General features: G+C 45.1%; 26 protein-coding genes and 1 pseudogene. 24 read left to right on the top strand and 3 right to left on the bottom strand.

Annotated elements, in window-relative coordinates; genetic code table 11:
- Nucleotides 1–25: 25 nt before the first annotated feature.
- The 8 genes and pseudogenes from K3G25_RS03335 (at nucleotide 26) to pyc (ending at nucleotide 9,124) form a co-directional block, all read left to right on the top strand.
- The gene (locus K3G25_RS03335) at nucleotides 26–214 is read left to right on the top strand and encodes a hypothetical protein (RefSeq protein WP_101293917.1); all 189 of its coding nucleotides are present in this window, start codon (nucleotides 26–28) and stop codon (nucleotides 212–214) included.
- Nucleotides 202–735 (top strand): hypothetical protein, encoded by a 534-nt coding sequence (locus K3G25_RS03340; protein ID WP_101293918.1) that lies wholly within the window; start codon nucleotides 202–204, stop codon nucleotides 733–735. Before K3G25_RS03335 ends, K3G25_RS03340 begins: the two co-directional genes overlap by 13 nt.
- Nucleotides 735–1,184, top strand: a complete 450-nt coding sequence (locus tag K3G25_RS03345) for a hypothetical protein (RefSeq protein ID WP_101293919.1) — start codon at nucleotides 735–737, stop codon at nucleotides 1,182–1,184. The genes K3G25_RS03340 and K3G25_RS03345 overlap by 1 nt, the downstream gene beginning before the upstream one ends.
- A 266-nt stretch (nucleotides 1,185–1,450) precedes the next feature.
- Nucleotides 1,451–3,160 carry a recombinase family protein gene (locus tag K3G25_RS03350; RefSeq protein WP_127010380.1) on the top strand — a complete coding sequence of 570 codons (1,710 nt, stop codon included), beginning with the start codon at nucleotides 1,451–1,453 and terminating at the stop codon, nucleotides 3,158–3,160.
- Nucleotides 3,141–3,797: pseudogene (gene glsA, locus K3G25_RS03355) on the top strand (glutaminase A); the annotation flags it as partial. The gene K3G25_RS03350 and the pseudogene glsA, both read left to right, overlap by 20 nt.
- A gap of 107 nt (nucleotides 3,798–3,904) precedes the next feature.
- On the top strand, nucleotides 3,905–4,186 hold the full coding sequence (locus K3G25_RS03360) for an Fpa/YlaN family protein (RefSeq protein WP_003154494.1): 282 nt from the start codon (nucleotides 3,905–3,907) through the stop codon (nucleotides 4,184–4,186).
- A gap of 204 nt (nucleotides 4,187–4,390) precedes the next feature.
- The gene (locus K3G25_RS03365) at nucleotides 4,391–5,602 is read left to right on the top strand and encodes an FtsW/RodA/SpoVE family cell cycle protein (protein ID WP_017417718.1); all 1,212 of its coding nucleotides are present in this window, start codon (nucleotides 4,391–4,393) and stop codon (nucleotides 5,600–5,602) included.
- Nucleotides 5,603–5,677: 75 nt separating this feature from the next.
- Nucleotides 5,678–9,124: a pyruvate carboxylase gene (pyc, locus tag K3G25_RS03370; protein ID WP_021493726.1), complete on the top strand. Its 3,447-nt coding sequence runs from the start codon at nucleotides 5,678–5,680 to the stop codon at nucleotides 9,122–9,124.
- Nucleotides 9,125–9,220: 96 nt separating this feature from the next.
- Here the strand turns inward: pyc and ctaA are convergent, their stop codons facing one another.
- Nucleotides 9,221–10,147, bottom strand: a complete 927-nt coding sequence (ctaA, locus tag K3G25_RS03375; protein ID WP_017417720.1) for a heme A synthase CtaA — start codon at nucleotides 10,145–10,147, stop codon at nucleotides 9,221–9,223.
- A 343-nt stretch (nucleotides 10,148–10,490) separates the two neighbouring features.
- Here ctaA and cyoE point away from each other — a divergent pair, with 343 nt between their 5' ends.
- The 6 genes from cyoE (at nucleotide 10,491) to ctaG (ending at nucleotide 16,463) form a co-directional block, all read left to right on the top strand.
- Complete coding sequence (gene cyoE, locus K3G25_RS03380; RefSeq protein WP_003154486.1) at nucleotides 10,491–11,408, top strand: heme o synthase; 918 nt, start codon at nucleotides 10,491–10,493, stop codon at nucleotides 11,406–11,408.
- A gap of 217 nt (nucleotides 11,409–11,625) precedes the next feature.
- Nucleotides 11,626–12,696, top strand: coding sequence for a cytochrome c oxidase subunit II (coxB, locus tag K3G25_RS03385; RefSeq protein WP_014417699.1), 1,071 nt, complete (start codon nucleotides 11,626–11,628; stop codon nucleotides 12,694–12,696).
- Nucleotides 12,697–12,727: 31 nt separating this feature from the next.
- Nucleotides 12,728–14,596 carry a cytochrome c oxidase subunit I gene (gene ctaD, locus K3G25_RS03390; protein WP_232489589.1) on the top strand — a complete coding sequence of 623 codons (1,869 nt, stop codon included), beginning with the start codon at nucleotides 12,728–12,730 and terminating at the stop codon, nucleotides 14,594–14,596.
- Nucleotides 14,596–15,219, top strand: a complete 624-nt coding sequence (ctaE, locus tag K3G25_RS03395; protein ID WP_003154482.1) for a cytochrome c oxidase subunit III — start codon at nucleotides 14,596–14,598, stop codon at nucleotides 15,217–15,219. Before ctaD ends, ctaE begins: the two co-directional genes overlap by 1 nt.
- Nucleotides 15,220–15,221: 2 nt before the next feature.
- Entirely contained in the window at nucleotides 15,222–15,554 is a 333-nt protein-coding gene (gene ctaF / locus K3G25_RS03400) for a cytochrome c oxidase subunit IVB (RefSeq protein ID WP_007409686.1), read from the top strand.
- Nucleotides 15,555–15,578: 24 nt separating this feature from the next.
- Complete coding sequence (ctaG, locus tag K3G25_RS03405; protein ID WP_025649488.1) at nucleotides 15,579–16,463, top strand: cytochrome c oxidase assembly factor CtaG; 885 nt, start codon at nucleotides 15,579–15,581, stop codon at nucleotides 16,461–16,463.
- A 33-nt stretch (nucleotides 16,464–16,496) separates the two neighbouring features.
- Here ctaG and K3G25_RS03410 read toward each other — a convergent pair whose 3' ends face one another.
- Entirely contained in the window at nucleotides 16,497–16,856 is a 360-nt protein-coding gene (locus K3G25_RS03410; RefSeq protein ID WP_007409688.1) for a YugN family protein, read from the bottom strand.
- A gap of 140 nt (nucleotides 16,857–16,996) precedes the next feature.
- Between K3G25_RS03410 and K3G25_RS03415 the strand changes: the two genes are divergently transcribed.
- The 8 genes from K3G25_RS03415 to coaD all read left to right on the top strand — a co-directional run bounded on the left by K3G25_RS03415 (nucleotide 16,997) and on the right by coaD (nucleotide 21,585).
- Nucleotides 16,997–17,440, top strand: a complete 444-nt coding sequence (locus K3G25_RS03415; protein WP_014417702.1) for a CBS domain-containing protein — start codon at nucleotides 16,997–16,999, stop codon at nucleotides 17,438–17,440.
- Between the two features lie 84 nt (nucleotides 17,441–17,524).
- Entirely contained in the window at nucleotides 17,525–18,565 is a 1,041-nt protein-coding gene (locus K3G25_RS03420; RefSeq protein WP_029973706.1) for a CAP domain-containing protein, read from the top strand.
- A 163-nt stretch (nucleotides 18,566–18,728) separates the two neighbouring features.
- Nucleotides 18,729–19,139 (top strand): YlbD family protein, encoded by a 411-nt coding sequence (locus K3G25_RS03425; RefSeq protein ID WP_007409691.1) that lies wholly within the window; start codon nucleotides 18,729–18,731, stop codon nucleotides 19,137–19,139.
- A 15-nt stretch (nucleotides 19,140–19,154) separates the two neighbouring features.
- Nucleotides 19,155–19,394: a YlbE-like family protein gene (locus K3G25_RS03430; RefSeq protein ID WP_003154475.1), complete on the top strand. Its 240-nt coding sequence runs from the start codon at nucleotides 19,155–19,157 to the stop codon at nucleotides 19,392–19,394.
- A 70-nt stretch (nucleotides 19,395–19,464) separates the two neighbouring features.
- The gene (locus tag K3G25_RS03435; protein WP_003154472.1) at nucleotides 19,465–19,914 is read left to right on the top strand and encodes a regulatory iron-sulfur-containing complex subunit RicF; all 450 of its coding nucleotides are present in this window, start codon (nucleotides 19,465–19,467) and stop codon (nucleotides 19,912–19,914) included.
- A gap of 58 nt (nucleotides 19,915–19,972) precedes the next feature.
- Nucleotides 19,973–20,245, top strand: coding sequence for a YlbG family protein (locus tag K3G25_RS03440; RefSeq protein ID WP_014417705.1), 273 nt, complete (start codon nucleotides 19,973–19,975; stop codon nucleotides 20,243–20,245).
- Between the two features lie 298 nt (nucleotides 20,246–20,543).
- A complete protein-coding gene (rsmD, locus tag K3G25_RS03445) occupies nucleotides 20,544–21,098 on the top strand; it encodes a 16S rRNA (guanine(966)-N(2))-methyltransferase RsmD (RefSeq protein WP_007409693.1) in 555 nt (184 codons plus the stop codon).
- Between the two features lie 4 nt (nucleotides 21,099–21,102).
- Nucleotides 21,103–21,585 carry a pantetheine-phosphate adenylyltransferase gene (coaD, locus tag K3G25_RS03450; protein ID WP_014417707.1) on the top strand — a complete coding sequence of 161 codons (483 nt, stop codon included), beginning with the start codon at nucleotides 21,103–21,105 and terminating at the stop codon, nucleotides 21,583–21,585.
- Nucleotides 21,586–21,603: 18 nt separating this feature from the next.
- On the opposite strand, the gene ylbJ is transcribed toward coaD, so the two are convergent.
- Nucleotides 21,604–22,830 (bottom strand): sporulation integral membrane protein YlbJ, encoded by a 1,227-nt coding sequence (gene ylbJ / locus K3G25_RS03455; protein WP_022553383.1) that lies wholly within the window; start codon nucleotides 22,828–22,830, stop codon nucleotides 21,604–21,606.
- Nucleotides 22,831–23,009: 179 nt separating this feature from the next.
- Between ylbJ and K3G25_RS03460 the strand changes: the two genes are divergently transcribed.
- Together K3G25_RS03460 and K3G25_RS03465 are read left to right on the top strand one after the other, a co-directional pair.
- Entirely contained in the window at nucleotides 23,010–23,789 is a 780-nt protein-coding gene (locus tag K3G25_RS03460; RefSeq protein WP_014304961.1) for a patatin family protein, read from the top strand.
- A gap of 5 nt (nucleotides 23,790–23,794) precedes the next feature.
- Nucleotides 23,795–24,817 carry a SepM family pheromone-processing serine protease gene (locus tag K3G25_RS03465; RefSeq protein ID WP_014417709.1) on the top strand — a complete coding sequence of 341 codons (1,023 nt, stop codon included), beginning with the start codon at nucleotides 23,795–23,797 and terminating at the stop codon, nucleotides 24,815–24,817.
- Nucleotides 24,818–24,835 lie beyond the last annotated feature (18 nt).

A 24,835-nucleotide genomic window follows, 5' to 3' on the forward strand; every position in this document is an offset into this window, starting at 1 on the left:
AATAAAATTATGGAGGGTTTAAACAATGGAAGATATTTTTGATCTACATGATGAGCTTAAAGAGGCAGAAAGTAATTTAAAGACTGTTGAAGAAAAACTAGTAGACCATGACATTCTAGTTCTGAGACGTGAGGAATTAAAGGAACAAATCACAGAAGTAAAACGGTTGATCTCTAATCATCCAGAAAGAAAGCATGATAAATGGGCACTCTAATAAATTTTCATAAAAAAACACTTGAGAATAAACAAGCAGCTCTCAAGGATTTGCAAAAACAAATAGATGAAGAATATGAATTAGAGCCAAGAATCCCGCTCGAACAAAAAGAAGTTGTATTGAAACGGGAAATTGAAGACCTAAAACAATTGGTTAAAGGTGAAAACAGAACTGTGTTAGATATTGTAATAAGCGGTATGCTTGATGGCCAATACTACGAGCACATGAAAAAAGTTGCTGGCTACACAGTGGATTACATAATTGATGACTGTTTCATCATGGAATATGCAGAAGAAACAACTGTAGATGACGTGGAAAGAGTCCAGGCTGTCAAGAAAGAGCTATGGAGCAAAATCCTTGATGATTCGCCATTTTTGGAGAGGAGCGGAATTGATAAACATGTATTTTATATCCCGATCAGAAAGGGATATGAGGGTGAGGGGATAAGAAAATTCATAAGTATATTTGAGAATGAAATCGGCAGTGAGATCACAATTTTATTTAAAAAGGAGCTTACATAATGAACACAACACTGATTGAGAAAGAGTTTAAAGAAGTTATGATTGAGAACCACGATTTGAAGAAGAGTGAAAAGTTTTGGAAAACAAGGTTCAATACAATTGAAGACCAACTTTTCACCTCGTATGAAATTGTTAGAGACTTCATGAAAGCCAAAGGTGTCACCGATGAATTTAAAAGCTATGTTAAAACAATGATTTTATCGGACAAATTAGATGAGAGATATCGAGATTTCTTTGAAGCGATGCTGGACGATTTTTCTGCGGGACAATCGCACGCAAAACAAAACGGAGAGAATCTGGAAGGTGCTTTAAGATGGCTCCAGGAAAAGAAAGCTCATTTATTGATGGAATTGAATAACGCATCGGATATAGGGCGGATAAATAATATTGGGAACGATCTTGTGCTTGTTATCAAAGAAATTGTGAAGATCAGAAATAAGACTGAATAAGACAGCCGCTCGTTCGGCATGAATTATAAACTACATCTTTAGACTAAGTGAGGTGAACAAATGGGAGGAGTCCGAAATAGACCGAAAATGGGGGAGATTATCTATAGTGATAATGAGAACGAGAAATATGAACAGTTCGTTAAACAAGTCAGCAGAATGGTTATTGATTACATAGATAAAAAACAAAATAATGAAGGGTGAGCTTTAATGGCTGCCCTTTTTAATATTATATAATACGTATAGTTGAATTTTGGGGTGGGGTTAAATTGACTGACATTAAAGACGTTTTTAAACATCATAAAAGTCGTGTCGATAAAATTGACACAATAGAGGAAAAGACAAAGAAAGACACTTACGGTGTTTTAATTAGGGTTTCTGATGTTAAACAGGTAACTAAGGATTCAATACCGATGCAGAGAGAAAGAGCCTACAAGTTTATCAAGGAACGTGATGGCATTCTTTATAAAGAGTATATTGAAGAAGCGGTATCCGCATCAAAGAATTCCATTAAACAAAGGCCAGTGCTTCAGGAACTTCTTAAAGATATAGAAGATGGAAAGATTAATAAAGTAATTGCGTATAAAAGGGACAGGCTATCCAGAATACAAAAAGATTGGCTTACAATCCTTGATACAATCTTTAAAAATAATTGTGACATTGAATTTACATCAGCGGAAGAACAGCCGATTTCCTCAAACCCAATGGTAAGGGGGATAATGGAACCAGTTTTAGGTTTCTTGGCAAACATGGAGTCAAACAATACCTCAATGCGGGTAAAAGAGACAAGGGCTAGTATAGCAGCAAAAGGAAGATGGACAGGCGGAACATTACCATATGGATATGATTTAAATAAAAACAAGGAAATTGTAGTCATAAAAGAAGTTATCCCTTCATTAATTGAAATTGAGGATCTTTATTTAAATGGTATTGGAGTAGGGTCAATTACAAGGTATATGAACGGGCACGAAGTGAAGCATTTGGGTAAAAGAAAGAAAGGAGCGGATATAAAAAGAGTTGTATATAAGGGGAGAAAAACGTACTGGACTGAGAGTGCAGTTGAAGGTGTTCTTTTCAACCCTTTCTATGCTGGTATCATAGAATATTCAAAAGAAGGCAATAAACACTTACAGTATGACCAAGACAAATTTGTTCGGGAAAAAGGATTCCATGAGGCGATAAGAACACTGGACAAACAAGAAAAGATTTACGAAATGAAATCTAAGAAATCCATATCAGCTCCCCGTAAATTTAGTACAACTTTTTTACTAACTGGATTAGTATATTGCTCCGAATGCGGAAGCCCTATACAATCAAGAACTGTTTTAAAAAAAGAACGGAACAATGAGAAGTATTGCTATTATGTCTGTGCTTCTAAACAGAATAAAGACAAAACAAGCAGAAATGAAATATGTCCAAGTAAGAATTTTAAACAGAATATCCTTGAGGATTTTGTTGTCAGTAAATTACTTGAAATGTTTGACGGCTTTAATAAGGACAATTTAAAAGAAGAAATACTAAAAGGGATAGACCAGGGAAAAAGCACAATTGAAACGGATATCGTCTCCGCTCAAGCTGAGTTAAAAGAGCTTCAAAGTGAGCTTGTTTCAATAATGAACTTGATGAAAAGGGTAAGCCCAGAGAGTCCGCTTTATGAAGAAATAATAACTGATTACGAAAAGAGTTACACTGAAACACTTTTAAAGAAAAAAGAAATTGAAGAAAAGCTGGAGTCTCTACAACAATCAATAAAAGAGAACAATGATAAAGAGATTGAACAAAATATTGTTTTAGATGCATTAAAGAATTTTTCTATTGTGTTTAAGGAAGCTAGTCAAGTTCAACGGAAAATATTGCTGGATTCGATAATTAAGCGAATAGACATATCGCAAGATGGGAAACTAAATATATTGTGCAATTTTGAAATACCCAAAGATGAAAAAAGTTATGTTCATTCCATTAACCGGCGACCCGTTTAATTCCATGATTAAGCTTGAAACAATGAATCCGGGCAAGCCTTTAAATCCGATGATTAATGCGGGAGCCCTCGTCGTTACGGGTTTAATTAAAGGGCATTCGCCGAAAGACCGCCTGGATTACCTGCTCGGATTCATCAGAAGACTTGCGAATAATCAGGACATTACATATTGCAGCCATGTCGCGGAATCGGAATTCAAATCTTCCATGATTAATCGGGCCATGTGTTATTACATGAAGCAGTATGACATTTTTAAAGGCGATGTTGAAGGGGTCATGGATTTGTATACAAAACAGTGCGCGATTAAGATGAGCAGTCTGGATTTAGCCAAAATCGGCTGTGTATTCGCCCTTGACGGCAAGCATCCGGAAACCGGGGAGCAGGTCATTAAAAAAGATGTGGCGAGAATCTGCAAGACGTTTATGGTGACCTGCGGCATGTACAATGCGAGTGGGGAATTCGCGATTAAGGTCGGCATTCCCGCTAAAAGCGGCGTTTCGGGAGGAATCATGGGCATTTCGCCGTACAACTTCGGAATCGGTATATTCGGCCCGGCGCTTGATGAAAAAGGCAACAGCATCGCGGGTGTGAAGCTTTTGGAAATCATGTCTGAGAAATACAGGCTGAGTATTTTTTGAAACATTTTTTATCATAACATCTGCTTAAATCCTCTTGCAATTTCACCTGATACCCTTTATGATAAATAGAAGAATTAGGTACTCGCCTGGGGAACGGAGGGATACTTTTGGCTTCAGAGATTATAGTTGACCATCAGCAGAAAGCATTCGAGCTGTTGAAGTTAGATGCTGAGAAGATTTTGAAGCTGATCCGAGTACAAATGGATAACTTAACGATGCCTCAATGTCCTCTGTATGAAGAGGTCTTGGATACTCAGATGTTCGGACTGTCGAGGGAAATCGATTTTGCTGTCCGCCTGGGATTAGTTGACGAAAACGACGGCAAAGAGCTGCTGGACAGACTTGAAAGAGAACTGTCTGCTTTGCATGACGCGTTTACAGGAAAATAAATGATCAAACTCAAACTATTCAACGGTTTGGGTTTTTTTATAACCGTAAACCGTTTTTTTGCATCTTCTTTTCGTAAGACGGTCTCTTAATCTGCATTTCATCCGAAAAACTATAAAGAAACTGCGTAAATTGTTTATGAATTATAGTAAAATATAATACGCAATAGGTATTAAACGTAAGCTTTAAGCAGGAAAGAGGATGTTATGTTTAAAAGAATGTTAAAATCTTACGATTATTCATTGATATGCGCTATCATTCTGCTGTGCAGTTTCGGATTGGTCATGGTATACAGCTCAAGCATGATTACCGCCGTTATGCGTTACGGCGTGAGCAGCGACTATTTCTTTAAACGGCAGCTGTTCGCCGTCATCGCGGGGTTTGTGCTGTTTATTATCGCGGCCGTTTTTCCGTACAAAGTGTTCGCTCATCAAAAGATTCAGAAATTCGTACTGCTTGCGTCAGTGGCTGCGCTTTGCGCGCTGTTTGTTTTCGGACATGTTGCCGGAAACGCGCAAAGCTGGTTTAAAATCGGCGGAATGGCCATTCAGCCGGGGGAATTTGTCAAGCTGACCCTGATACTGTACCTTGCCGCGGTATACGCAAAGAAACAAAGCTATATCGATCAGCTTTTGACGGGGGTTGCGCCGCCGGTGATCGTCACCGTAGTCATTTGTGCGCTTATCGCCATTCAGCCTGATTTCGGAACGGCGATGATTATCGGTCTGATCGCGCTTTGCGTCATTATGTGTTCGGGATTCAGCGGAAGGACCCTGCTCAAGCTGGTTCTCATGGCGGGAATCGTATTGCTCCTTGTCAGCCCGATCATCTATCTGAAATGGGACGATATTTTGACACCCGGGCGTATGAGCCGGTTTGAAAGTCTTGAAAATCCCTTTAAATACGCCAGCACATCAGGCCTGCAGATTATAAATTCGTATTATGCGATCGGCTCAGGCGGTTTTTTCGGTCTCGGTCTTGGAGAAAGCATTCAAAAATACGGTTATCTGCCTGAATCGCATACAGACTTTATTATGGCGGTTATTTCAGAGGAGCTCGGCATTTTCGGCGTCCTGTTTGTCATTGTACTGCTGGCTTTTGTCGTGTTAAAAGGTTTTTATATTGCGAGAAAATGTGAAGATCCGTTCGGAAGCCTTTTGGCAATCGGGATATCCAGCATGATTGCGATTCAGACCTTTATCAATCTCGGCGGTGTCAGCGGTTTAATTCCGATCACAGGTGTTCCGCTGCCGTTTATCAGCTACGGGGGCTCATCAATGTTTTTGTTATTAACGAGTGCCGGTATATTGGTGAATGTCAGCATGCATGTCAAGTACTCAGAAAAGAAGAAAAAGAGGGAGCCCGTTCCGTCTAAGGGGGTAAAAAGACGGCAGACGGAAAAATCTGTGTATCTCTAAAAAACAAGTGTATACACAGGACGGATATTCCTTTATTATAAACTACATATTTATTAGGCCAAGGGGGAGAAAAGTTTGTCACAACAATCCATCCAAAAAGTGTTAGTAGCAAACAGGGGAGAAATTGCGATCCGGATTTTCCGGGCGTGCACAGAATTGAACATCAGAACGGTAGCCGTTTATTCAAAAGAAGATTCGGGCTCCTATCATCGCTATAAAGCGGATGAAGCTTATCTTGTGGGAGAAGGCAAAAAACCGATTGACGCGTATCTTGATATTGAAGGGATTATTGAGATCGCAAAAAGAAACGGCGTTGATGCCATTCATCCGGGCTACGGATTTCTCTCTGAAAATATCCAATTTGCGAGGCGCTGTGAAGAAGAGGGCATCGTATTTATCGGACCGACGTCAGCGCATTTGGATATGTTCGGAGATAAGGTAAAGGCGAGGGAGCAGGCAGAAAAAGCCGGCATCCCCGTTATTCCGGGGAGTGACGGACCGGCTGAAACATTAAAAGATGTCGAACAATTCGCAAAAGTCCACGGATTTCCGTTTATTATTAAAGCATCGCTCGGAGGCGGAGGCCGCGGAATGAGAATCGTCAGAAGCGAAAGCGAATTGAAAGAATCGTTTGAGCGGGCCAAATCAGAAGCGAAAGCCGCATTCGGAAACGATGAAGTGTATGTTGAAAAACTGATCGAAAATCCTAAGCATATTGAAGTTCAGGTGATCGGAGATAAAGAAGGCAATGTCGTCCATCTGTATGAGCGGGACTGTTCCGTTCAGAGACGCCATCAAAAGGTCATTGAGGTGGCGCCGAGTGTATCTTTGCAGCCTGAATTAAGGGACGAAATCTGTGAAGCGGCTGTGGCGCTTGCGAAAAATGTCGGCTATATCAACGCGGGGACCGTGGAATTTCTCGTAGCGGGCGGTGAATTTTACTTTATTGAAGTGAACCCGCGCGTGCAAGTGGAGCATACGATTACGGAAATGATAACGGGGGTTGATATCGTTCAGACGCAAATCCTCGTCGCGCAGGGCCACGGACTGCACAGCCGTGCCGTCAATATCCCTGAGCAGAAAGACATTTTTACAAACGGGTATGCGATCCAATCACGTGTGACCACTGAAGATCCGCTGAATGACTTTATGCCTGACACGGGTAAAATTATGGCTTACCGCTCAGGCGGCGGCTTCGGCGTCCGCCTTGATACGGGAAACAGCTTCCAGGGCGCCGTCATCACGCCTTATTATGATTCACTGCTCGTCAAGCTGTCGACATGGGCGCTGACGTTTGAACAGGCATCAGCAAAAATGGTCCGCAACCTGCAGGAATTCAGGATCAGAGGCATTAAGACCAATATTCCGTTTCTTGAAAACGTGGCAAAGCATGAAAAATTCCTGACGGGCCAATACGACACATCGTTTATCGACACAACGCCTGAGCTGTTTGTTTTCCCAAAACAGAAGGACCGCGGAACAAAAATGCTTTCCTATATCGGCAATGTCACAGTGAACGGTTTTCCGGGAATCGGGAAAAAAGAAAAACCTGCATTTGATAAGCCTCAGACCGTTACGTTAGATATCGGGGAAAAGCCGGCAAGCGGTACGAAACAGATCCTTGATGAAAGAGGCGCCGAGGGGCTTGCAGACTGGGTGAAAGAGCAAAAATCCGTGCTCCTGACCGATACAACGTTCAGGGATGCCCATCAGTCCCTGCTCGCAACACGGATCAGATCCAATGATTTGAAAAAAATCGCGAATCCTACGGCTGCCCTGTGGCCTGAACTGTTCAGCCTTGAAATGTGGGGAGGCGCGACATTTGATGTAGCGTACCGTTTCTTAAAAGAAGACCCTTGGAAACGCCTTGAAGATCTTCGCAAGGAAGTGCCGAACACATTGTTCCAGATGCTGCTTCGTTCATCAAATGCCGTCGGTTATACAAACTATCCGGACAATGTCATCCAAAAATTTGTCCGGCAGTCAGCGGAGTCAGGTATTGACGTATTCCGGATCTTTGACAGCCTGAACTGGGTAAAAGGGATGACGCTGGCCATCGATGCCGTCCGTGAAACCGGAAAAGTGGCGGAGGCTGCGATTTGTTACACGGGAGATATTCTTGATAAGACCCGGACGAAATATGATTTGAAGTATTATCTTTCTATGGCGAAAGAGCTTGAGGCGTCTGGTGCACACATTCTCGGTATTAAAGACATGGCCGGTCTTTTGAAACCTCAAGCCGCATACGAACTTATCTCAGCGCTGAAGGAAACGATTGATATTCCCGTTCATCTTCACACGCATGATACGAGCGGCAATGGCGTCTTTCTCTATGCCAAAGCTGTTGAAGCGGGTGTGGACATCGTGGATGTCGCCGTCAGCTCAATGGCGGGTCTGACTTCACAGCCGAGCGCAAGCGGATTTTATCATGCCCTTGAAGGAAACAGCCGCCGTCCTGAAATGGATGTCCGCCAGGTGGAAAGACTGTCACAATATTGGGAATCCGTCCGTCAGTATTACAGTGAATTTGAAAGCGGGATGAAGTCTCCGCATACTGAGATTTATAATCATGAAATGCCGGGCGGCCAGTACAGCAATCTGCAGCAGCAGGCAAAAGGAGTCGGCCTCGGTGATCGCTGGAATGAGGTGAAAGACATGTACAGCGTCGTCAACCGCATGTTCGGCGACGTCGTGAAAGTAACACCTTCTTCCAAAGTCGTCGGAGATATGGCGCTTTACATGGTGCAAAACAATTTAACAGAACAAGATGTTTATGATAAAGGCGAAACGCTTGATTTTCCGGATTCAGTCGTTGAGCTCTTTAAAGGGCAGATTGGCCAGCCGCACGGCGGATTTCCGGAAAAACTGCAAAAGCTCGTTCTGAAAGGACAGACGCCGATCACGGTAAGACCGGGTGAGCTGCTTGAACCGGTATCTTTTGAAGGTATTAAAGAAGAATGGAAAGAAACACATCAGATGGAATTGAGTGATCAGGACGCAATCGCGTATGCTCTTTATCCGAAGGTGTTTACAGAATATGTTAAAACGGCTGAACGCTTCGGTGATATTTCCGTATTGGACACACCGACTTTCTTCTACGGCATGACACTCGGTGAAGAAATCGAAGTGGAAATCGAGCGCGGAAAAACGCTGATCGTGAAGCTTGTATCTATCGGTGAACCGCAGCCAGATGCGACACGTGTCGTTTATTTCGAATTGAACGGCCAGCCGCGCGAGGTGGTCATTAAAGATGAAAGCATTAAATCGTCCGTACAGGAAAAATTAAAAGCAGATCGGACAAACCCAAGCCACATTGCGGCATCCATGCCGGGAACCGTCATTAAATTGTTAACGGAAACCGGGGCAAAGGTGAATAAAGGCGATCATCTGATGATTAATGAAGCGATGAAAATGGAGACGACGGTACAGGCGCCGTTCTCCGGGACGATACAGCAGATTCATGTGAAAAATGGTGAACCGATTCAGACAGGTGATTTACTGATCGAAATTGAAAAAGCGTAAAAATGAATATAAAAAACCTGATCCGCCCCCGTGTGCGATCAGGTTTTTTATATGTAAAAAGGCCGAAGCTCTAATGCTTCGGCCTTTTCATGTGCCTCAGATGTTCCGCTGTTTTGATTCATAGCGGAAGCGGGCGATTAATAATAAGAAATAGCATAAGACGCCGAACAGGCCGGCAATAAAGAGCGAATGGGCAAGTGCAAAACCGGTGGCCATTTCTGAATAAACAACCATGATTCCGGACAGCGCCTGTAATAAAACAAAGACAAGAGCCGCTATCCAGCCCCCAAGAATCTGTTTTTGATCTTTGTAGGAGCGCACCGCATGCGCAAAAGCGACAAGAATCCATACGAACAGAAGCAGTGCTGCCGTTCTGTGACCCATCTGCACATATTCCTGAAAATGGGACGGAAGCCCGTGATTCAGCCTGCTGCAAAGCGGAACGTCAGGGCAGGCAAGGCTTGATTTCGTATGGCGTACATAAGCCCCCGTATAAACGACGATATACGTGTAAATCGAAAGACCGATCATATGAAACTGCATTTTTCTGCCGATTCTGAGCGGCTTGACGAGCTTTTTGTCTGATTTATCAGCTTCGAATATGAGCAGCGTCAAAATCAGAACAGAAGCGAAAGAAATCAGCGATATGCCGAAATGAAGCGCCATAACGAGCGCATTTGATCCGAAAACAACCGCTAATGCGCCGAGAAGCGCCTGTAAAAATAAAAAGATAATGGACATAATGGCGAGAAAGGTTGTTTCACGGAAAACAGGCGTGACTTTTCTCCATGCCCAAAAAGCGAGACTCAGCACGAGAACGATTGAGACACCGCTTGCGAGTCTGTGGCTCCATTCAATGATAGAAGCGGCGTTAAGCTCCGGGAAAAACCGGCCGTGGCAAAGCGGCCACTGCCTTCCGCAACCGAGACCCGATCCTGTCTTTGTGACAAGAGCGCCGCCGATCAGCACGACGAGCATAACGAATGTCGTCAGTACGCCGAGCGCTTTCAAAGCTTTATTCATTTTACATTCACCTTCTTAACAAACTGGACAAAATGATATACGTACCAAGTGTAAGCGAATATGTGTTTTGTGGCAATTCTCAATTCTGTTTGTTCACAAAAATATAATAGAATCAGGACTTCTTAGATAATGGGGTTGATTATTCCAGATGGGTCTGATAGAAATAAAGTAACCGCTTTATTAAGAAACCGGCGGATTTGGTAAAATTCATAAAAAGTTCACAAATAAATTCCTGTTTCTCGTTTAATATTTAAGAGAATGTTTTTTTACAGGTCATTATCTTGTATGATAGAGTTGCAGGTCTTAAAAAACCTGCTTTAGGTTTGTAAGGGAGGTTTACGTTATGGCTAATTCCAGAATTTTAAACGATACAGCTATAGACGGACAGATTGAAGAGACGACGGCATGGAAGGATTTCCTTTCGCTTATCAAAATAGGAATCGTCAATTCGAATTTAATTACGACTTTTACCGGCATGTGGCTTGCGTTACATATATCCGGTCTGAGTTTTTTAGGCAATTTAAACACCGTGCTTCTTACATTAATAGGATCTTCTTTGATCATCGCCGGTTCTTGTGCGGTTAACAACTATTACGATCGTGATATTGATCATTTAATGGAACGCACGAAAGTAAGACCGACGGTAACCGGAAAGATTCAGCCGAATCAAGCGCTGTGGTCAGGAATTTTACTCATTGCTTTAGGACTTATCATGCTTTTGATGACCACCGTGATGGCAGCAGTCATCGGTTTTATCGGCGTGTTTACGTACGTTGTTCTTTATACAATGTGGACGAAACGCCGTTATACGATTAATACGGTTGTCGGAAGTGTATCAGGCGCCGTGCCGCCGTTAATCGGCTGGACAGCGGTTGAAGGGCACATCGGTGTTGTCGCGTGGGTTTTATTCATGATTTTATTCATCTGGCAGATTCCGCACTTTTTAGCGCTTGCGATTAAAAAGACGGAAGATTACAGAGCAGCGAATATTCCGATGCTTCCGGTAGTGCACGGCTTTGAAGTGACGAAAAGACAGATTATCGTCTGGGTCGCATGCCTGCTGCCGCTTCCGTTTTTCCTCGGCAGTCTCGGTCTTCCGATCGTCATTCTCGGCACTTTGCTGAATGTCGGATGGCTTGTTCTCGGACTGATGGGATTCCGCATGAAAAACATCATGAAGTGGGCAACTCTTATGTTTGTCTATTCGCTTAATTACATGACCATTTATTTTGTAGCGATGGTGGTCTTCACGCTGTTTTAATTGAATAATGAGCTTGTTTGATCGCCAAAACAAACAATGACAACTAGTAAACGCCGCCTTGACCTTTTGTTTAATCAGGCGGCTTTGCTTTTATACATAGATGGAATTTTAAGTAAAAAATCTCATATTTTAAGAAATGAGGAAATGAAGTATTTCGGCTGGAAGCAGATTTACTGCTTGTGCATCTCGTACTGATTCAAAAAAGGGGTTGGGTGAAATGTTAAAGCGTTGGCGTCTTTTATCATTATTAGCCTTAGTGCCGCTTTTATTGAGCGGCTGTGGAAAACCGTTTCTGTCCACACTCAAGCCTGCCGGCGAAGTGGCTGATAAACAATATGATCTGACGGTGCTCAGCACACTTATCATGGTTGTCGTCGTTGCGGTCGTAGCAGTTATTTTCTTTTACGTCATTGTGAGGTTCAGACGGTCGCGTGTAGGGGAAGACACGATACCGAAACAGGTGGAGGGGAACCGTTTTTTAGAAATCACCTGGACCGTTATTCCGATCTTGCTTCTGATTATTCTTGTCATTCCGGTTGTCATCGACACATTGGCGCTGGCGGATACGTCGCCGATGGATAAGAAAAACCGTAAAGCAGAGGATGCGCTCGTGATTAATGTAAGGGCGAATTTATACTGGTGGGAATTCGAGTATCCTGATTACGGGTTTGTGACAAGTCAGGAGCTGATCGTTCCCACAGATGAACGCGTCTATTTCAAGCTGAAGTCCTCAGATGTGAAACACTCTTTCTGGATTCCGTCAGCCGGGGGAAAAATCGATACGAATACGGATAATGACAATACTTTCTTTCTGACCTTCGATTCTAAACGCAGCAAAGAAGCGGGAGAATATTTCTTCGGGAAATGCGCAGAGCTGTGCGGACCTTCACATGCGCTGATGGATTTCAAAGTGAAACCGCTGCCGTCAAAAGAATTTAAACAATGGACGAAAGCGATGAAAAATTATAAGCATACAACAGATTCCGGTTTAGCCGCGCAAGGAGAAGAGCTCTTTAAGGAAAAAAACTGCCTGAGCTGTCATGCGGTTGAGCCCAATGATAAACGGGCTGAAGCGGCAAGAACGGCTCCGAACCTCGCTACCTTCGGTGAACGGGTCAAAGTGGCCGGCATTAAGGATGCGAATAAAGAGAATATAAAAGCCTGGCTGAAAAATCCGGACAGCATTAAACCGGGCAATAAAATGACAGGCACTTATCCGAAGCTCTCGGACGCTGAAACGGATGCGCTGTATGAATATTTAAAAGGGCTGAAAGCGGAGAACAAGTGAGGACAGGGAGATATCAGGGGGGAGGTCGCAAATGATGAATACGCTTACAGGACAGCAAAGAAAAAGCTCTTTGCTTTGGGATTATTTGACGACGGTTGACCATAAGAAAATCGCGATTTTATATATGATCGCCGGGGGATTTTTCTTCGTCGTCGGCGGACTTGAGGCCATGCTTATCAGGATTCAGCTCTTGAGGCCGGGGAACGATTTTATGGGTGCGCAGCAGTTTAATGAAATTATGACGATGCACGGCACGACAATGATCTTCCTGGCGGCGATGCCGCTGTTATTCGGGCTGATGAACGCGGTTGTGCCGCTGCAGATCGGGGCGCGTGACGTATCATTCCCATTTTTGAATGCGCTCGGATTTTGGCTGTTTTTCTTCGGAGGCATCTTTTTGAATCTGAGCTGGTTTTTAGGGGGCGCTCCTGATGCAGGATGGACGTCGTACGCGTCACTTGCGCTGAATTCGAAAGGGCACGGCATAGACTTTTTCGTGCTCGGCCTGCAAATATCAGGCTTAGGTACGCTGATTGCGGGGATCAATTTTCTCGCCACGATTATTAATATGAGGGCGCCGGGTTTGACGTATATGAGATTGCCGCTGTTTACGTGGACGACATTTGTGGCGTCGGCACTCATTTTATTCGCATTTCCTCCGCTCACCGTCGGTTTGGCGCTGATGATGCTGGATCGTTTGTTCGGAACGAATTTCTTTAATCCTGAATTGGGCGGCAATACGATAATCTGGGAGCATCTGTTTTGGATTTTCGGGCATCCGGAAGTGTACATTTTAATTCTTCCCGCCTTTGGGATTTTTTCAGAAATCATTCCCGTATTTGCGAGGAAACGTCTGTTCGGTTATTCGTCTATGGTCTTTGCGATCGTGCTGATCGGCTTTCTCGGGTTCATGGTTTGGGTTCACCATATGTTTACGACGGGACTCGGACCGATCGCTAATGCGATATTTGCGGTTGCGACGATGGCGATCGCGGTGCCTACGGGCATTAAAATTTTCAACTGGCTTTTGACCATCTGGGGAGGAAATGTCAAATTCACGACGCCTATGCTGTATGCCGTCGCCTTTATTCCTTCTTTCGTACTCGGAGGAGTCACGGGTGTCATGCTGGCGGCCGCAGCGGCAGATTATCAGTTCCATGATACGTATTTTGTCGTAGCGCATTTCCACTACGTCATTATCGGCGGCGTTGTGTTCGGCATCCTGGCGGGCGTGCATTTCTGGTGGCCGAAAATGTTCGGGAAGGTGCTTCATGAAACGATGGGAAAAATTTCGTTCGTCTTATTTTTTATCGGGTTTCATCTTACCTTCTTCATTCAGCATTTCCTCGGCTTGATGGGAATGCCGCGGCGCGTTTACACATATCTGCCCGGCCAGGGGCTTGATACCGGCAACCTGATCAGTTCAATCGGCGCGTTTTTCATGGCGGGCGCGGCAGTTTTACTCGTCGTCAATATTATTTATACCTCAATAAAGGGGAAATACGTCGGGAACGACCCGTGGCTGGACGGTCGTACGCTTGAATGGGCGGTCTCTTCGCCGCCGCCGGAATATAATTTTAAACAGCTTCCGTTTGTCCGGGGACTTGACCCGCTGTGGATTGAAAAGCAGGCCGGAAATGAAGGGATGGTGCCTGCAGAGCCTGTAGAGGACATTCATATGCCGAACGGCTCCATCATGCCGTTTATCATATCTTTCGGGCTGTTTGTCGCAGCGTTTGGGTTTTTATACCACTCCGATTATTCATGGGGGCTTCCGGTTATCTTCATAGGGCTCGGCATCACATTCTTTACCATGCTGCTTCGCTCTGTGGTCGATGATTACGGCTATCATATTCACAAAGAAGATCTGCCGAATGATGATAAAGGGGTGAAGGCGTAATGCAGCTGCAGGAAAAAATGACGGCTGAAACCTTTCCGGCTTCTCCTGAAAAAGCAACGCTGGAGGGGAAAAATAAGTTTTTGGGATTTTGGCTGTTTCTCGGCGGCGAAACGGTTCTGTTCGCCTCGCTATTTGCGACATTTCTTGCTTTACGGGAATCTAAAGCCGGAGGGCCGTCAACGGCTGAGATGTTTGAGCTGCCGATCGTGTTTATCGCGACGATGCTTCTTTTAACGAGCAGCTTAACGAGTGTGTATGCGATGTATCATATGAAAAATTTCTCCTTTAAAAAAATGCAGGTGTGGCTTCTGGTTACCGTATTATTGGGAGCGGGATTTTTAGGGGTAGAAATCTATGAATTTATGCATTACACTCACGAATTCGGCTTTACCATTACAAGCTCTGCGCTCGGCTCAGCGTTTTACACGCTCGTCGGCACACACGGAGCACACGTGGCGTTCGGGCTGTTGTGGATCAGCGCGCTTATGATCCGGAATGCGAAAAGAGGGCTCAGCCTTTATAATGCGCCGAAATATTATGTGGCCAGCTTATATTGGCATTTTATCGATGTCGTGTGGGTCTTTATCTTTACCGTTGTATATTTGATGGGGATGGTGGGATAACGATGGACGATAACAAAAACAGAGGGACTGTCAGTACGGATCTCGAATATCGGAAAAAGAAAAATGCCGAGGAGATGAAATATCAGGTCATATCCTTCGGTTTGATGATCGGCCTTACGCTTGTCGCGTTTTTGACGGTGGCTGCTGACGGCATTGCCGGATGGTTTACGATGCCGTTTCTGATCCTGCTTGCGGTCATCCAGGTCATCTTTCAGCTGTTTTACTTTATGCATATGAGCCAGAAGGGGCATGAAGCGCCGTCATTATTTCTGTATTCGGGAATATTTGTCGCGTTTATCACCGTGCTTGCATTTGTCACGATTATTTGGTGGTAATCGGGGCGGCGGGGAGTGAGAGATTTGATTAATTTGGAAATGTTCGGGTTTCGCGCAATGTGGAGCCCGTATCTGTTTTGTATAACTGCCGTGATAACAGGTGTTTACTTTTACTGGTGCAGCCGGCATAAAGGACGTGTGGCCGCTAAGGAGAAGGTGCTGTTTGTGCTTTCCGCGCTATTTTTTTACACGGCTGCGGGAAGTCCGGTTGATTTATTGGGCCATGTGATGTTCAGCGCCCATATGACGCAGATGGCGGTTCTGTTTTTAGTCGTACCGCCGCTGTTGATTTCCGGAATTCCCGGCTGGGCATGGAAAAAACTGATCTTCCGTCCTGTCGTAAAGCCGCTGTTTTCGTTCTTTTCAATGCCGCTTATCGCATTAGTGCTGTTTAACGGTATTTTTTCACTGTATCACATCCCGTTTATATTTGATTTCGTCAAAACGGATTCGCTGTATCATACGCTGATGAACGGACTCATCTTTGTAACGGCGTTTTTTATGTGGTGGCCGCTTGTGCATAAGGTGGACGGTCTGCCCCGTCTCAGCGGTTTAATGAAGCTGGGGTATATTATGGCAGACGGGATTCTGTTAACACCGGCCTGCGCGCTCATTATGTTCAGCGGGGCGCCCATGTATGCCACGTATACAGATCCGGCGGCTTGGGCCGAAGCAATGAAGCTTTGCGTTCCTTTAGACTTGTTGGAGGAGATCCCTTTATCCGGACCGGAGATGTTTAACACGCTCCCTCCTCTGGAAGATCAGCAGCTTGGTGCAGTACTGATGAAAATCATTCAAGAGGCGGTCTACGGAACATATTTGGCTGTCATCTTTTTTCAGTGGGTCAGAACGGAACGGGAAAAAGATACGCTGTCAGAGCCGCCGTATATCGAGCATACCGTCTCGTAAAAAAAGTACAGCAGAATATGCTGTACTTTTTTATTACATTTGCACTGTTTTTAATGACTCTTCCAATTCAAGCAGTAAAGCTTTGCTTTCAGCGACGACATGTTCCGGAAATTCTTCAGCGCTGCCGTATTCTACGCCGTGCGGATAATAATGCTTTCCTAAAAGAGGGGCCTTCAGCTGAATCACGGCCCGGCTGCCGCCGACATCGCCCTCTTTTGCCGTTCCTTGAATCCGCAGATAAAATGTCCCCTCAGGTACTGAAAACTTTTTGTCGTAAGTCACTCTTTCATAATCCCATTGTCCAGCCAGAATGAGTCCTTTGCCTTCCATCAGATCATTCAAGCGGCTGAGTTCCGCTGTTACCCCTTCAAGACCGCTGTTTTCAAACTTCAAACCTTCCCCCTCCTTTTAAAAATGCCCTTTCCTGACAATCATAGTATGAAAGCGTTACACTTTCAATGATTCATACGGTGAAAGTATGCAAAAAGAAAAATTTGACGACAATAGTAGCAGAAAAAAGGAGGAATTCCGCAATGACAAAGATCAATAAGCTCATGACGTCAGACTTGCAATATTGTACAGTATTAGATAATGTATATGAAGCTGCGGTGAAGATGAAAGACGCGGATGTCGGCGCCATTCCGATAGTGGATGAAGACGGCGCGACCCTTGTCGGGATCGTGACAGACAGAGATCTCGTATTACGGGGAATTGCTTCAAAAAAGCCGAACTCTCAAAAAATAACCGACGCAATGACAGAGCGGGTTATCAGTGCAGAAGAAGACGCCTCTGTGGAGGAGGTGCTCCATTTGATGGCTGAACATCAGCTCAGAAGAATTCCCGTCACAAAGGATAAAAAACTGGTCGGCATTGTTACGCTCGGCGATCTTTCGTTGGCCGAGCAATCAAATGAGCAAGCAGGCCGGGCGCTGTCTGACATTTCTGAAGACGGCGGTCCGGAGGGGTTTATCCATTAAACATAAATCACGGACGATGCAAATAGGCTGTACTGTATAAGAGTAAACAAAAACAGAACGGTTTGAACATATGGGGGTGAGAGGTTGAAAAATATCGCAAGGGCTCTCGTTATCCTTTTGCTTATTTACGGAGCGTATGTTCTGTTTATACAATATGGATCGGCTCCTCAGAAAAAGACGGATCAGGAGGAGCCTCAGGTTTCCAATGAAGAAGAGAGCGGAAAACGGCTGAAAATGCCGTCATCCGGACTGCTTTCTCTCATGGGGAAATCTGCCGCCGATGTGAAAAAGAAACTTGGGGAACCGTCCCGGAAAGATCCTTCTGCCTACGATTACGAGTGGTGGGTGTACAACCAGGGGAAAGACCAATACGTACAAGTCGGTATTTTGAATGATAAAGCCGTGACTTTGTACGCTTCGGGAAGCGGCATCAACGCAAAACCGTTTAAGATCGGCGAATCGACGGGCGAAGTTTTTAAAACGACGCAGGTTTCTCCTTTTGTCAATGTGACTGACAAGGGAAACACGTATCGGTTCGAGTTTTCTGAAGAAGATATCAATACCCGTCCCACCGTCAAGATAGGCGGAATGTATGTTCAGCTGTACATGGACAAATTTGACGGGAATCTGTCAAGCATCAGGGCATTTGATGCGGAAACACTTGTGAAACAAAGGCCGTATGAAGTCATGTACAGAGGAAAGCTGACAGAACCCGAGCCAGTTTCTGATGAAAAATGGAACGACATTGAACGAGCGAGTGAGCAGCAGATTCTCGACATTACAAATGTCATCCGCGTGAAACACGGACTGGCAAGGCTGAAATGGGACGAAGGCGCCGCAAAAGTGGCATTCGGCCACAGCAGGGACATGAAGGATAACAAGTATTTCTCTCACGTCTCAAAGAAATACGGGACTCTGAAGGACCGCTTAGAAAAAGGCGATGTGAAATACCGGGAGGCCGGTGAAAATATTGCCTACAACTATGTGGACGGTCCTGCCGCCGTGGAGGGCTGGCTGAACAGCGAAGGCCACAGAAAGGCGCTGTTAAGCCCGGATTATACGCACCTCGGTGTCGGCGTGGACCGGAAGTATTATACGCAAAACTTCATTAAGCCTTGGCAGTAAAAACCGCAGAGGGGCGCGTCCCCCGCGGTTTTTTTATGTTTTTTCGCGAGCGGCGCTCCTGCTGAAAAAAATATACCTGCTTTTTTTCGCAATTTAGGCGAACATTAAGGCGAATGAACCGATACATTATAGCAGGCAAAACTTTTCGGAGGGGGTGAGAATTGTGGCGAATCAGCAATCACGGCAATCAATCGATGATTTTAAACAATTCGTAAAAAAGCATCCCAAACTGATCCAAAATGTTCGCAAGGAACAAAGGAGCTGGCAGGAAGTCTATGAAAATTGGGTTCTTCTGGGCGAGGATGATCCGATATGGGATCCTTTTAAAGACGAGGCCGTTCAGCCTTCTTCCGACGCGGAAACCAAACAGGAACCAGCTGAAAAAAACGATTTCGTTTCAAAAATGGTCACTGCCGTCAAAAAGATGGATATCAACCAAATGAATGAGCAGATCAATAAAATGAGCCAGTCCATTTCATCATTGCAAAGCCTTTTAAGCCAATTTTCGGGGAGCAGCACGAAGCAGCCCCGGCAAGGCTCCGGACAACATCCTTTTTCGTTCAGAAAGGATTAAAGAAGGGGATCGTGTATGCGAAAAGAGGTTCAGGAATTCATATCCGCAGATGAGGAACGGAAACGGTTTATACGGCAGCGTCCCGTCTGGTACCGCAGACTTGCGAGAAAACCGGACGATCTCAATTCCTTTCAGCTTGACATGATGAATTTTTATGAAAAGACGATACCGCATCGGGTAAGCCAATTCTCAAACGGGATTCAAATGGCGCAGATGATGATGCAGATGGTTCACGCCATGCGTTCACAGGATTAAAAAGCGTTTAAACGCCGCATTTTCCAATTGGGTGGTTTCATGGTAAACTAGCAACTGGAGGTGCGTATTTATGTATGCAACAATTGAGTCCGTCAAGCTTCAAAGTGAAGCGGAGCAGCTTGCCGGCATGATTCTGCAGTCTGAGACGGCTGAAAATTACCGCGATTGTTACAAGCGTCTCCGTGAAGATGAAGAGGCAGGGCGGATCATTCGTTCTTTTATGAGCGTTAAAGAGCAGTATGAGGATGTGCAGCGCTTTGGCAAATACCATCCTGATTATAGAGAGATTTCCCGCAAAATGAGAGAAATGAAGCGGGAACTGGATTTAAACGATAAGGTGGCCGAATTTAAAAAAGCGGAGACTGAGCTTCAGTCGCTGCTTGACGAGATCAGCATTGAACTCGGAACGGCCGTCTCGGAGCATGTAAAAGTTCCGACGGGGAATCCTTATTTTGACGGCCTGTCATCCTGCGGCGGCGGGTGCGGTTCCGGCGGCGGCTGCGGATGCAAAGTTTCCTGACGAGACGGCCGTCTCGTCTTTTACATAAAATGAACAGAAAGTCAGGCGGGTGATCATGATGGAAAATAAGCGCCAAGGCATAATCGTATATCTGCATTCTTTAAAACACAGCAAAATGCTGAGAAAATTCGGCAACGTTCATTATGTTTCCAAGCGGCTGAAATACGTTGTGCTGTATTGCGATATGGATCTAATCGAAAAAACAATGGAAAAGATTTCTTCTTATTCTTATGTGAAGAAGGTAGAGCCTTCTTATAAACCTTTTTTAAAGCTGGAATTTGAATCAAAGCTTGATAAAGCGAAAGAGTACGATTATAAAATCGGCATATAAAAAAATCCCCGCAGATACCTGCGGGGTCCTTCTATTCCTTAACAAGTTAAGGAGAAGGAAAAGGGAGAGGAGAAACCGGAGGAAGAACTTATGGGGAAACGTAAGTCTTCTCCGCGGTTGGCAACAACATCATTCATTGATGCTGTTACACTTAGTCTTGACAGGAATGTGAATATGTATACACGGTTTCACGTTCATTGTTTGAAAGAATGCTTTATGATAAGATAAGGATTGTTTTGATACATAACGGCTCAGCCGATGAGAAACATCAAAGTTTTCAGAAAAAGTGGTGTGAATAATGAGAGTAATTTCCGGTTCAAGAAAAGGACGAGCCTTAAAGGCTGTGCCGGGCACATCAACAAGGCCGACGACGGATAAAGTAAAAGAGTCTATTTTTAATATGATCGGCCCGTATTTTGACGGAGGAACGGGGCTGGATTTATTTGCGGGGAGCGGCGGTCTCGGGATTGAAGCGCTGTCGCGCGGATTTGACCGCTGTATCTTTGTGGATCGTGATTTCAAAGCCATCCAAACGGTAAAAGCGAATATCAAAGCGCTTGATCTGCTGTCTTCAGCGGAAGTATACCGCAATGATGCAGAGCGGGCTCTCTATGCCGCGGCGAAACGGGAAAAAGGTTTTGACGGAATTTTCTTAGATCCTCCGTATAAGGAGCAAAAGCTGAAAGCGCTTATCGAAATGATTGATGAGCAGAACATGCTGAATGAAGACGGTTTTGTCGTAGCCGAGCATGATAAAGCCGTTGCGCTTCCTGAAGCCGTCGGCGCGCTTTCCGTAACAAGAAGGGAAATTTACGGGCTTACAGGAGTGACGATATACCGAAATAGGGGGTAGTGATGTGGCAAGTATAGCTGTATGTCCCGGAAGTTTTGATCCCGTTACCTACGGACATCTGGACATTATCAGACGGGGGGCAAACGTGTTTGAGCAGGTGTACGTATGCGTGCTCAATAATTCTTCTAAGCAGCCGCTGTTTACAGTTGAGGAACGATGTGAGCTGTTAAGAGAAGTGACAAAAGACATACCGAATGTTACGGTCGAGACGTCACAGGGACTGTTAATCGACTATGCGAAAAAAAAGCGGGCGAAGGCGATTATCAGGGGGCTCAGAGCCGTTTCTGACTTCGAATATGAGATGCAGGGGACTTCCGTCAACCGCGTGCTCGACGAATCAATAGAAACTTTTTTTATGATGACGAACAATCAGTACTCTTTTTTAAGTTCAAGCATCGTAAAAGAAGTCGCAAAATATAACGGGCCTGTTTCAGAGTTTGTTCCTCCGGAAGTTGAACAGGCGCTGAAGCAGAAATTTAAAGGATGAGAAGCGCTGATTGGCGTCTCATCCTTTTTTTGTCCGTGCTGACAGCCTGTAACAATAAATCAATGCGTATACGGCGAGAGCTGTCAGCGTGATGGCGGGTCCGGTTTCAACAAGTGTATTCCATCCGCTGACGGCAGCAGATACCGCTTCCTGATCGCGGAAAGGGAGGAATACGGACTGGTAAGGTTCGTCCAATGCAAGGTAAAGCGGCTTCCACAGTAAGAGAATAAAGAGTGCGGCATAAATGCCCTGAAGGATACGCGCCGCGAAAAATGGTTTAAAGCGGATATCTGTTTCCGATAAAATGCCGGCTACCTGGGCCTGTACGGAAAGGCCGCTGAACCCGAGAATAAAACTCACAATCATGGCTTTCGGCAGCAAGTCGGCATCAGCTTCACTGACCAGTTTGCTCCCAAGTGTAATTTCAAACATCCCGCTGATAAGAGGGATGTCCAGATTTGCCGGAAGATGAAAAAGCGAAAGCAGCGCGTTTGTAAATACAGAAAGCACATCCATGACTTGTACGATTGATAATAACCGGCTGAAAACCGAAAACAATATAATAAAACCGCCCACCATCAGCAAGGTTTGTACAGAAGAGGTGACGGCGTCGCCCAAAATTTTTCCGAGCGGCCGCTTTTCCGAAAGCCGCGCCTTGTGGAGGGCCAGAAATGCTTCCTTCAGAGAAGGGAGAGCGATCGTCTTTTTACCAGTATACGCCGCTTCTTCTTTCCGTCCGTATGAACGCATCGTCAGGCCGACGGCGATGTTTCCGAGATAGTGAGCCGATGCCAGCAGAATGCCGAGAGACGCGTTATGAAAAAAGCCGACTGCCACAGCAGCGAATATAAATAACGGATTGGATGAATTGGTAAAAGAGACGAGGCGTTCAGCCTCTACTCTGGAGATTTGTTTATCCTGGCGCAGCCGTGCAGTCAGCTTCGCGCCGGCCGGATTGCCTGAAGCCATGCCCATAGCCAGTACAAATCCGCCGACCCCGGGCACTCTGAAAATGGGACGCATAAAGGGTTCGAGTAAAAGGCCGACAAACTTGACAATGCCGAATCCGATTAAAAGCTCAGATAGAATAAAAAACGGAAGCAATGAAGGAAAAACTACCTCCCACCACATGGAAAGACCGGTTTTGGAGGCTTCGAATGAGGCCTGAGGGTGTGAAATAACCGTCGCCGTTAAAAAAATGAAAAACAATGAAATCAAAAATGTATGAAACTTAGACAAATTCATTCTTACCTCCCCAATGCTAAAATTGCACACTGACATTTATATCATGATAAAATATAGAACAGACCTTAAAGGCGGCCGGGCAAGTACCTATTTGTCATCCTGTACTAATATACGAGCATAGGGGTTCAATTTAGACCATAGAATTCATGTATAGGATGTCTATTAGGGGGTTCGTCGCGTTGGCCAAACCTACAATCGGGTTAGCGTTAGGTTCGGGAGGGGCAAGAGGCATCGCTCATCTCGGAGTGTTATCCAGTTTACATAAGCATCAGATTCCAATTGATATGATTGCCGGCAGCAGCATGGGAGCATTAGTCGGGAGCTTTTATGCGGCCGGGCATGACGTGGCCACGATGAAAAAAGTCGCTAAAGCATTTAAGCGGCGGCTGTACGCGGATTATACGATGCCGAGGCTTGGTTTTTTAAAAGGAGACCGCATCAGGCAGCTCGTTCATGCCTATACGTACGGCAAGCCGATAGAAGAACTGCGGATCCCGCTCGGCATCGTGGCCTGCGACCTTCAGACCGGCGAAAAACTCGTTTTTACGAAAGGTTCAGTGTCAGAAGCCGTCCGCGCGAGCATCAGCATACCGGGCGTTTTCGTCCCGCAAAAAATGAACGGACGTATGTTAGTCGACGGCGCGGTGGTCGACAGAATACCGGTTTCCGCCGTAAAAGATATGGGTGCTGATATCGTCATCGCCTCTGACGTATCCCGGGTGAAAAAAACGGAAAAGGCGGCACATATTTTTGATGTAATCATGCAAAGTATGGATATACTGCAAAATGAATTGGTCCGTCACCAGACCATTGCCGCAGACGTCATGATCCGCCCTTCTCTTGAATCATTCAGCTCAAGTTCTTTTGCCAACATTGATCATATGATCACAGCGGGCGAAGAAGCCGCAGACCGGATGATCGGCCGGATTAAACAAGAAATAGAGAACTGGGAGGGCTAGCTCATATGAAAGCAAAACATTTTCGCTGGGTGTTTATCATCCTAATCTTATTAATCGCTGTTACATTTATTAAGCTTCCGTATTACATCACACAGCCGGGAGAAGCATCAGAGCTGAGACCGCTGATTAAGGTGGACGGAGGCTATCCTGAAAAAGGAAGCCTTTCCTTGATGACTGTCAAAGTAGGCCCCGCCAATCCGTATACATATCTTTGGGCGAAAGTGCATCCTTACGATGAAATCGTCCCTGACGAAAGCATAAAAGAAGAGGGCGAATCGGACTCGGATTATATGAAGCGCCAGCTGCAAATGATGAAAAGCTCCCAAGAAAACGCGGTCATTGCCGCTTATCAAAAAGCCGGGAAACAGGTGAAATACTCATTTAACGGCATTTATGCCAGCTCAGTCGTCTCTGACATGCCGGCAAAAGGAAAAATAGAGGTCGGTGATAAAATCATCAGCGCGGACGGGAAAACATATGATTCCGCTGAAAAGCTGATTGATTATATCAGCAGCAAAAAAGCGGGGGAAAAAGTAACGTTTCACATTGAACGGGACACGAAAGAAAAGACCGTTGACATTGTGCTGAAATCCTTCCCGGACGACCCGAAAAGAGCGGGAATCGGCGTCGCATTATATACGGACCGGAACGTGAAAGTGAAGCCGGATCTTCATTTCAGCATTGAAAACATCGGCGGGCCTTCTGCGGGTCTCATGATGTCTTTAGAAATTTACAACCAGCTGACAAAACCTGACGAAACAAAAGGCTATAATATAGCCGGAACGGGGACAATCGACGTGGACGGCAAAGTCGGACCGATCGGCGGAATCGATCAGAAAGTCGTCGCCGCAGACAAAGCGGGAAAAGATATTTTCTTTGCGCCGAATCAAAACGGAGCTGAAAATTCTGATTACAAAAATGCGGTAAAAACGGCGAAAGCAATCAAGTCCGATATGAAGATCGTCCCTGTCGACACCATGCAGGACGCACTTGACTATTTGGATCAGATGAAAGTAAAAAGCACCTGATACAGGGGACTGGCCCCT

This window comes from Bacillus sp. FCW2 (assembly GCF_021228595.1).
GTDB lineage: Bacteria > Bacillota > Bacilli > Bacillales > Bacillaceae > Bacillus > Bacillus velezensis.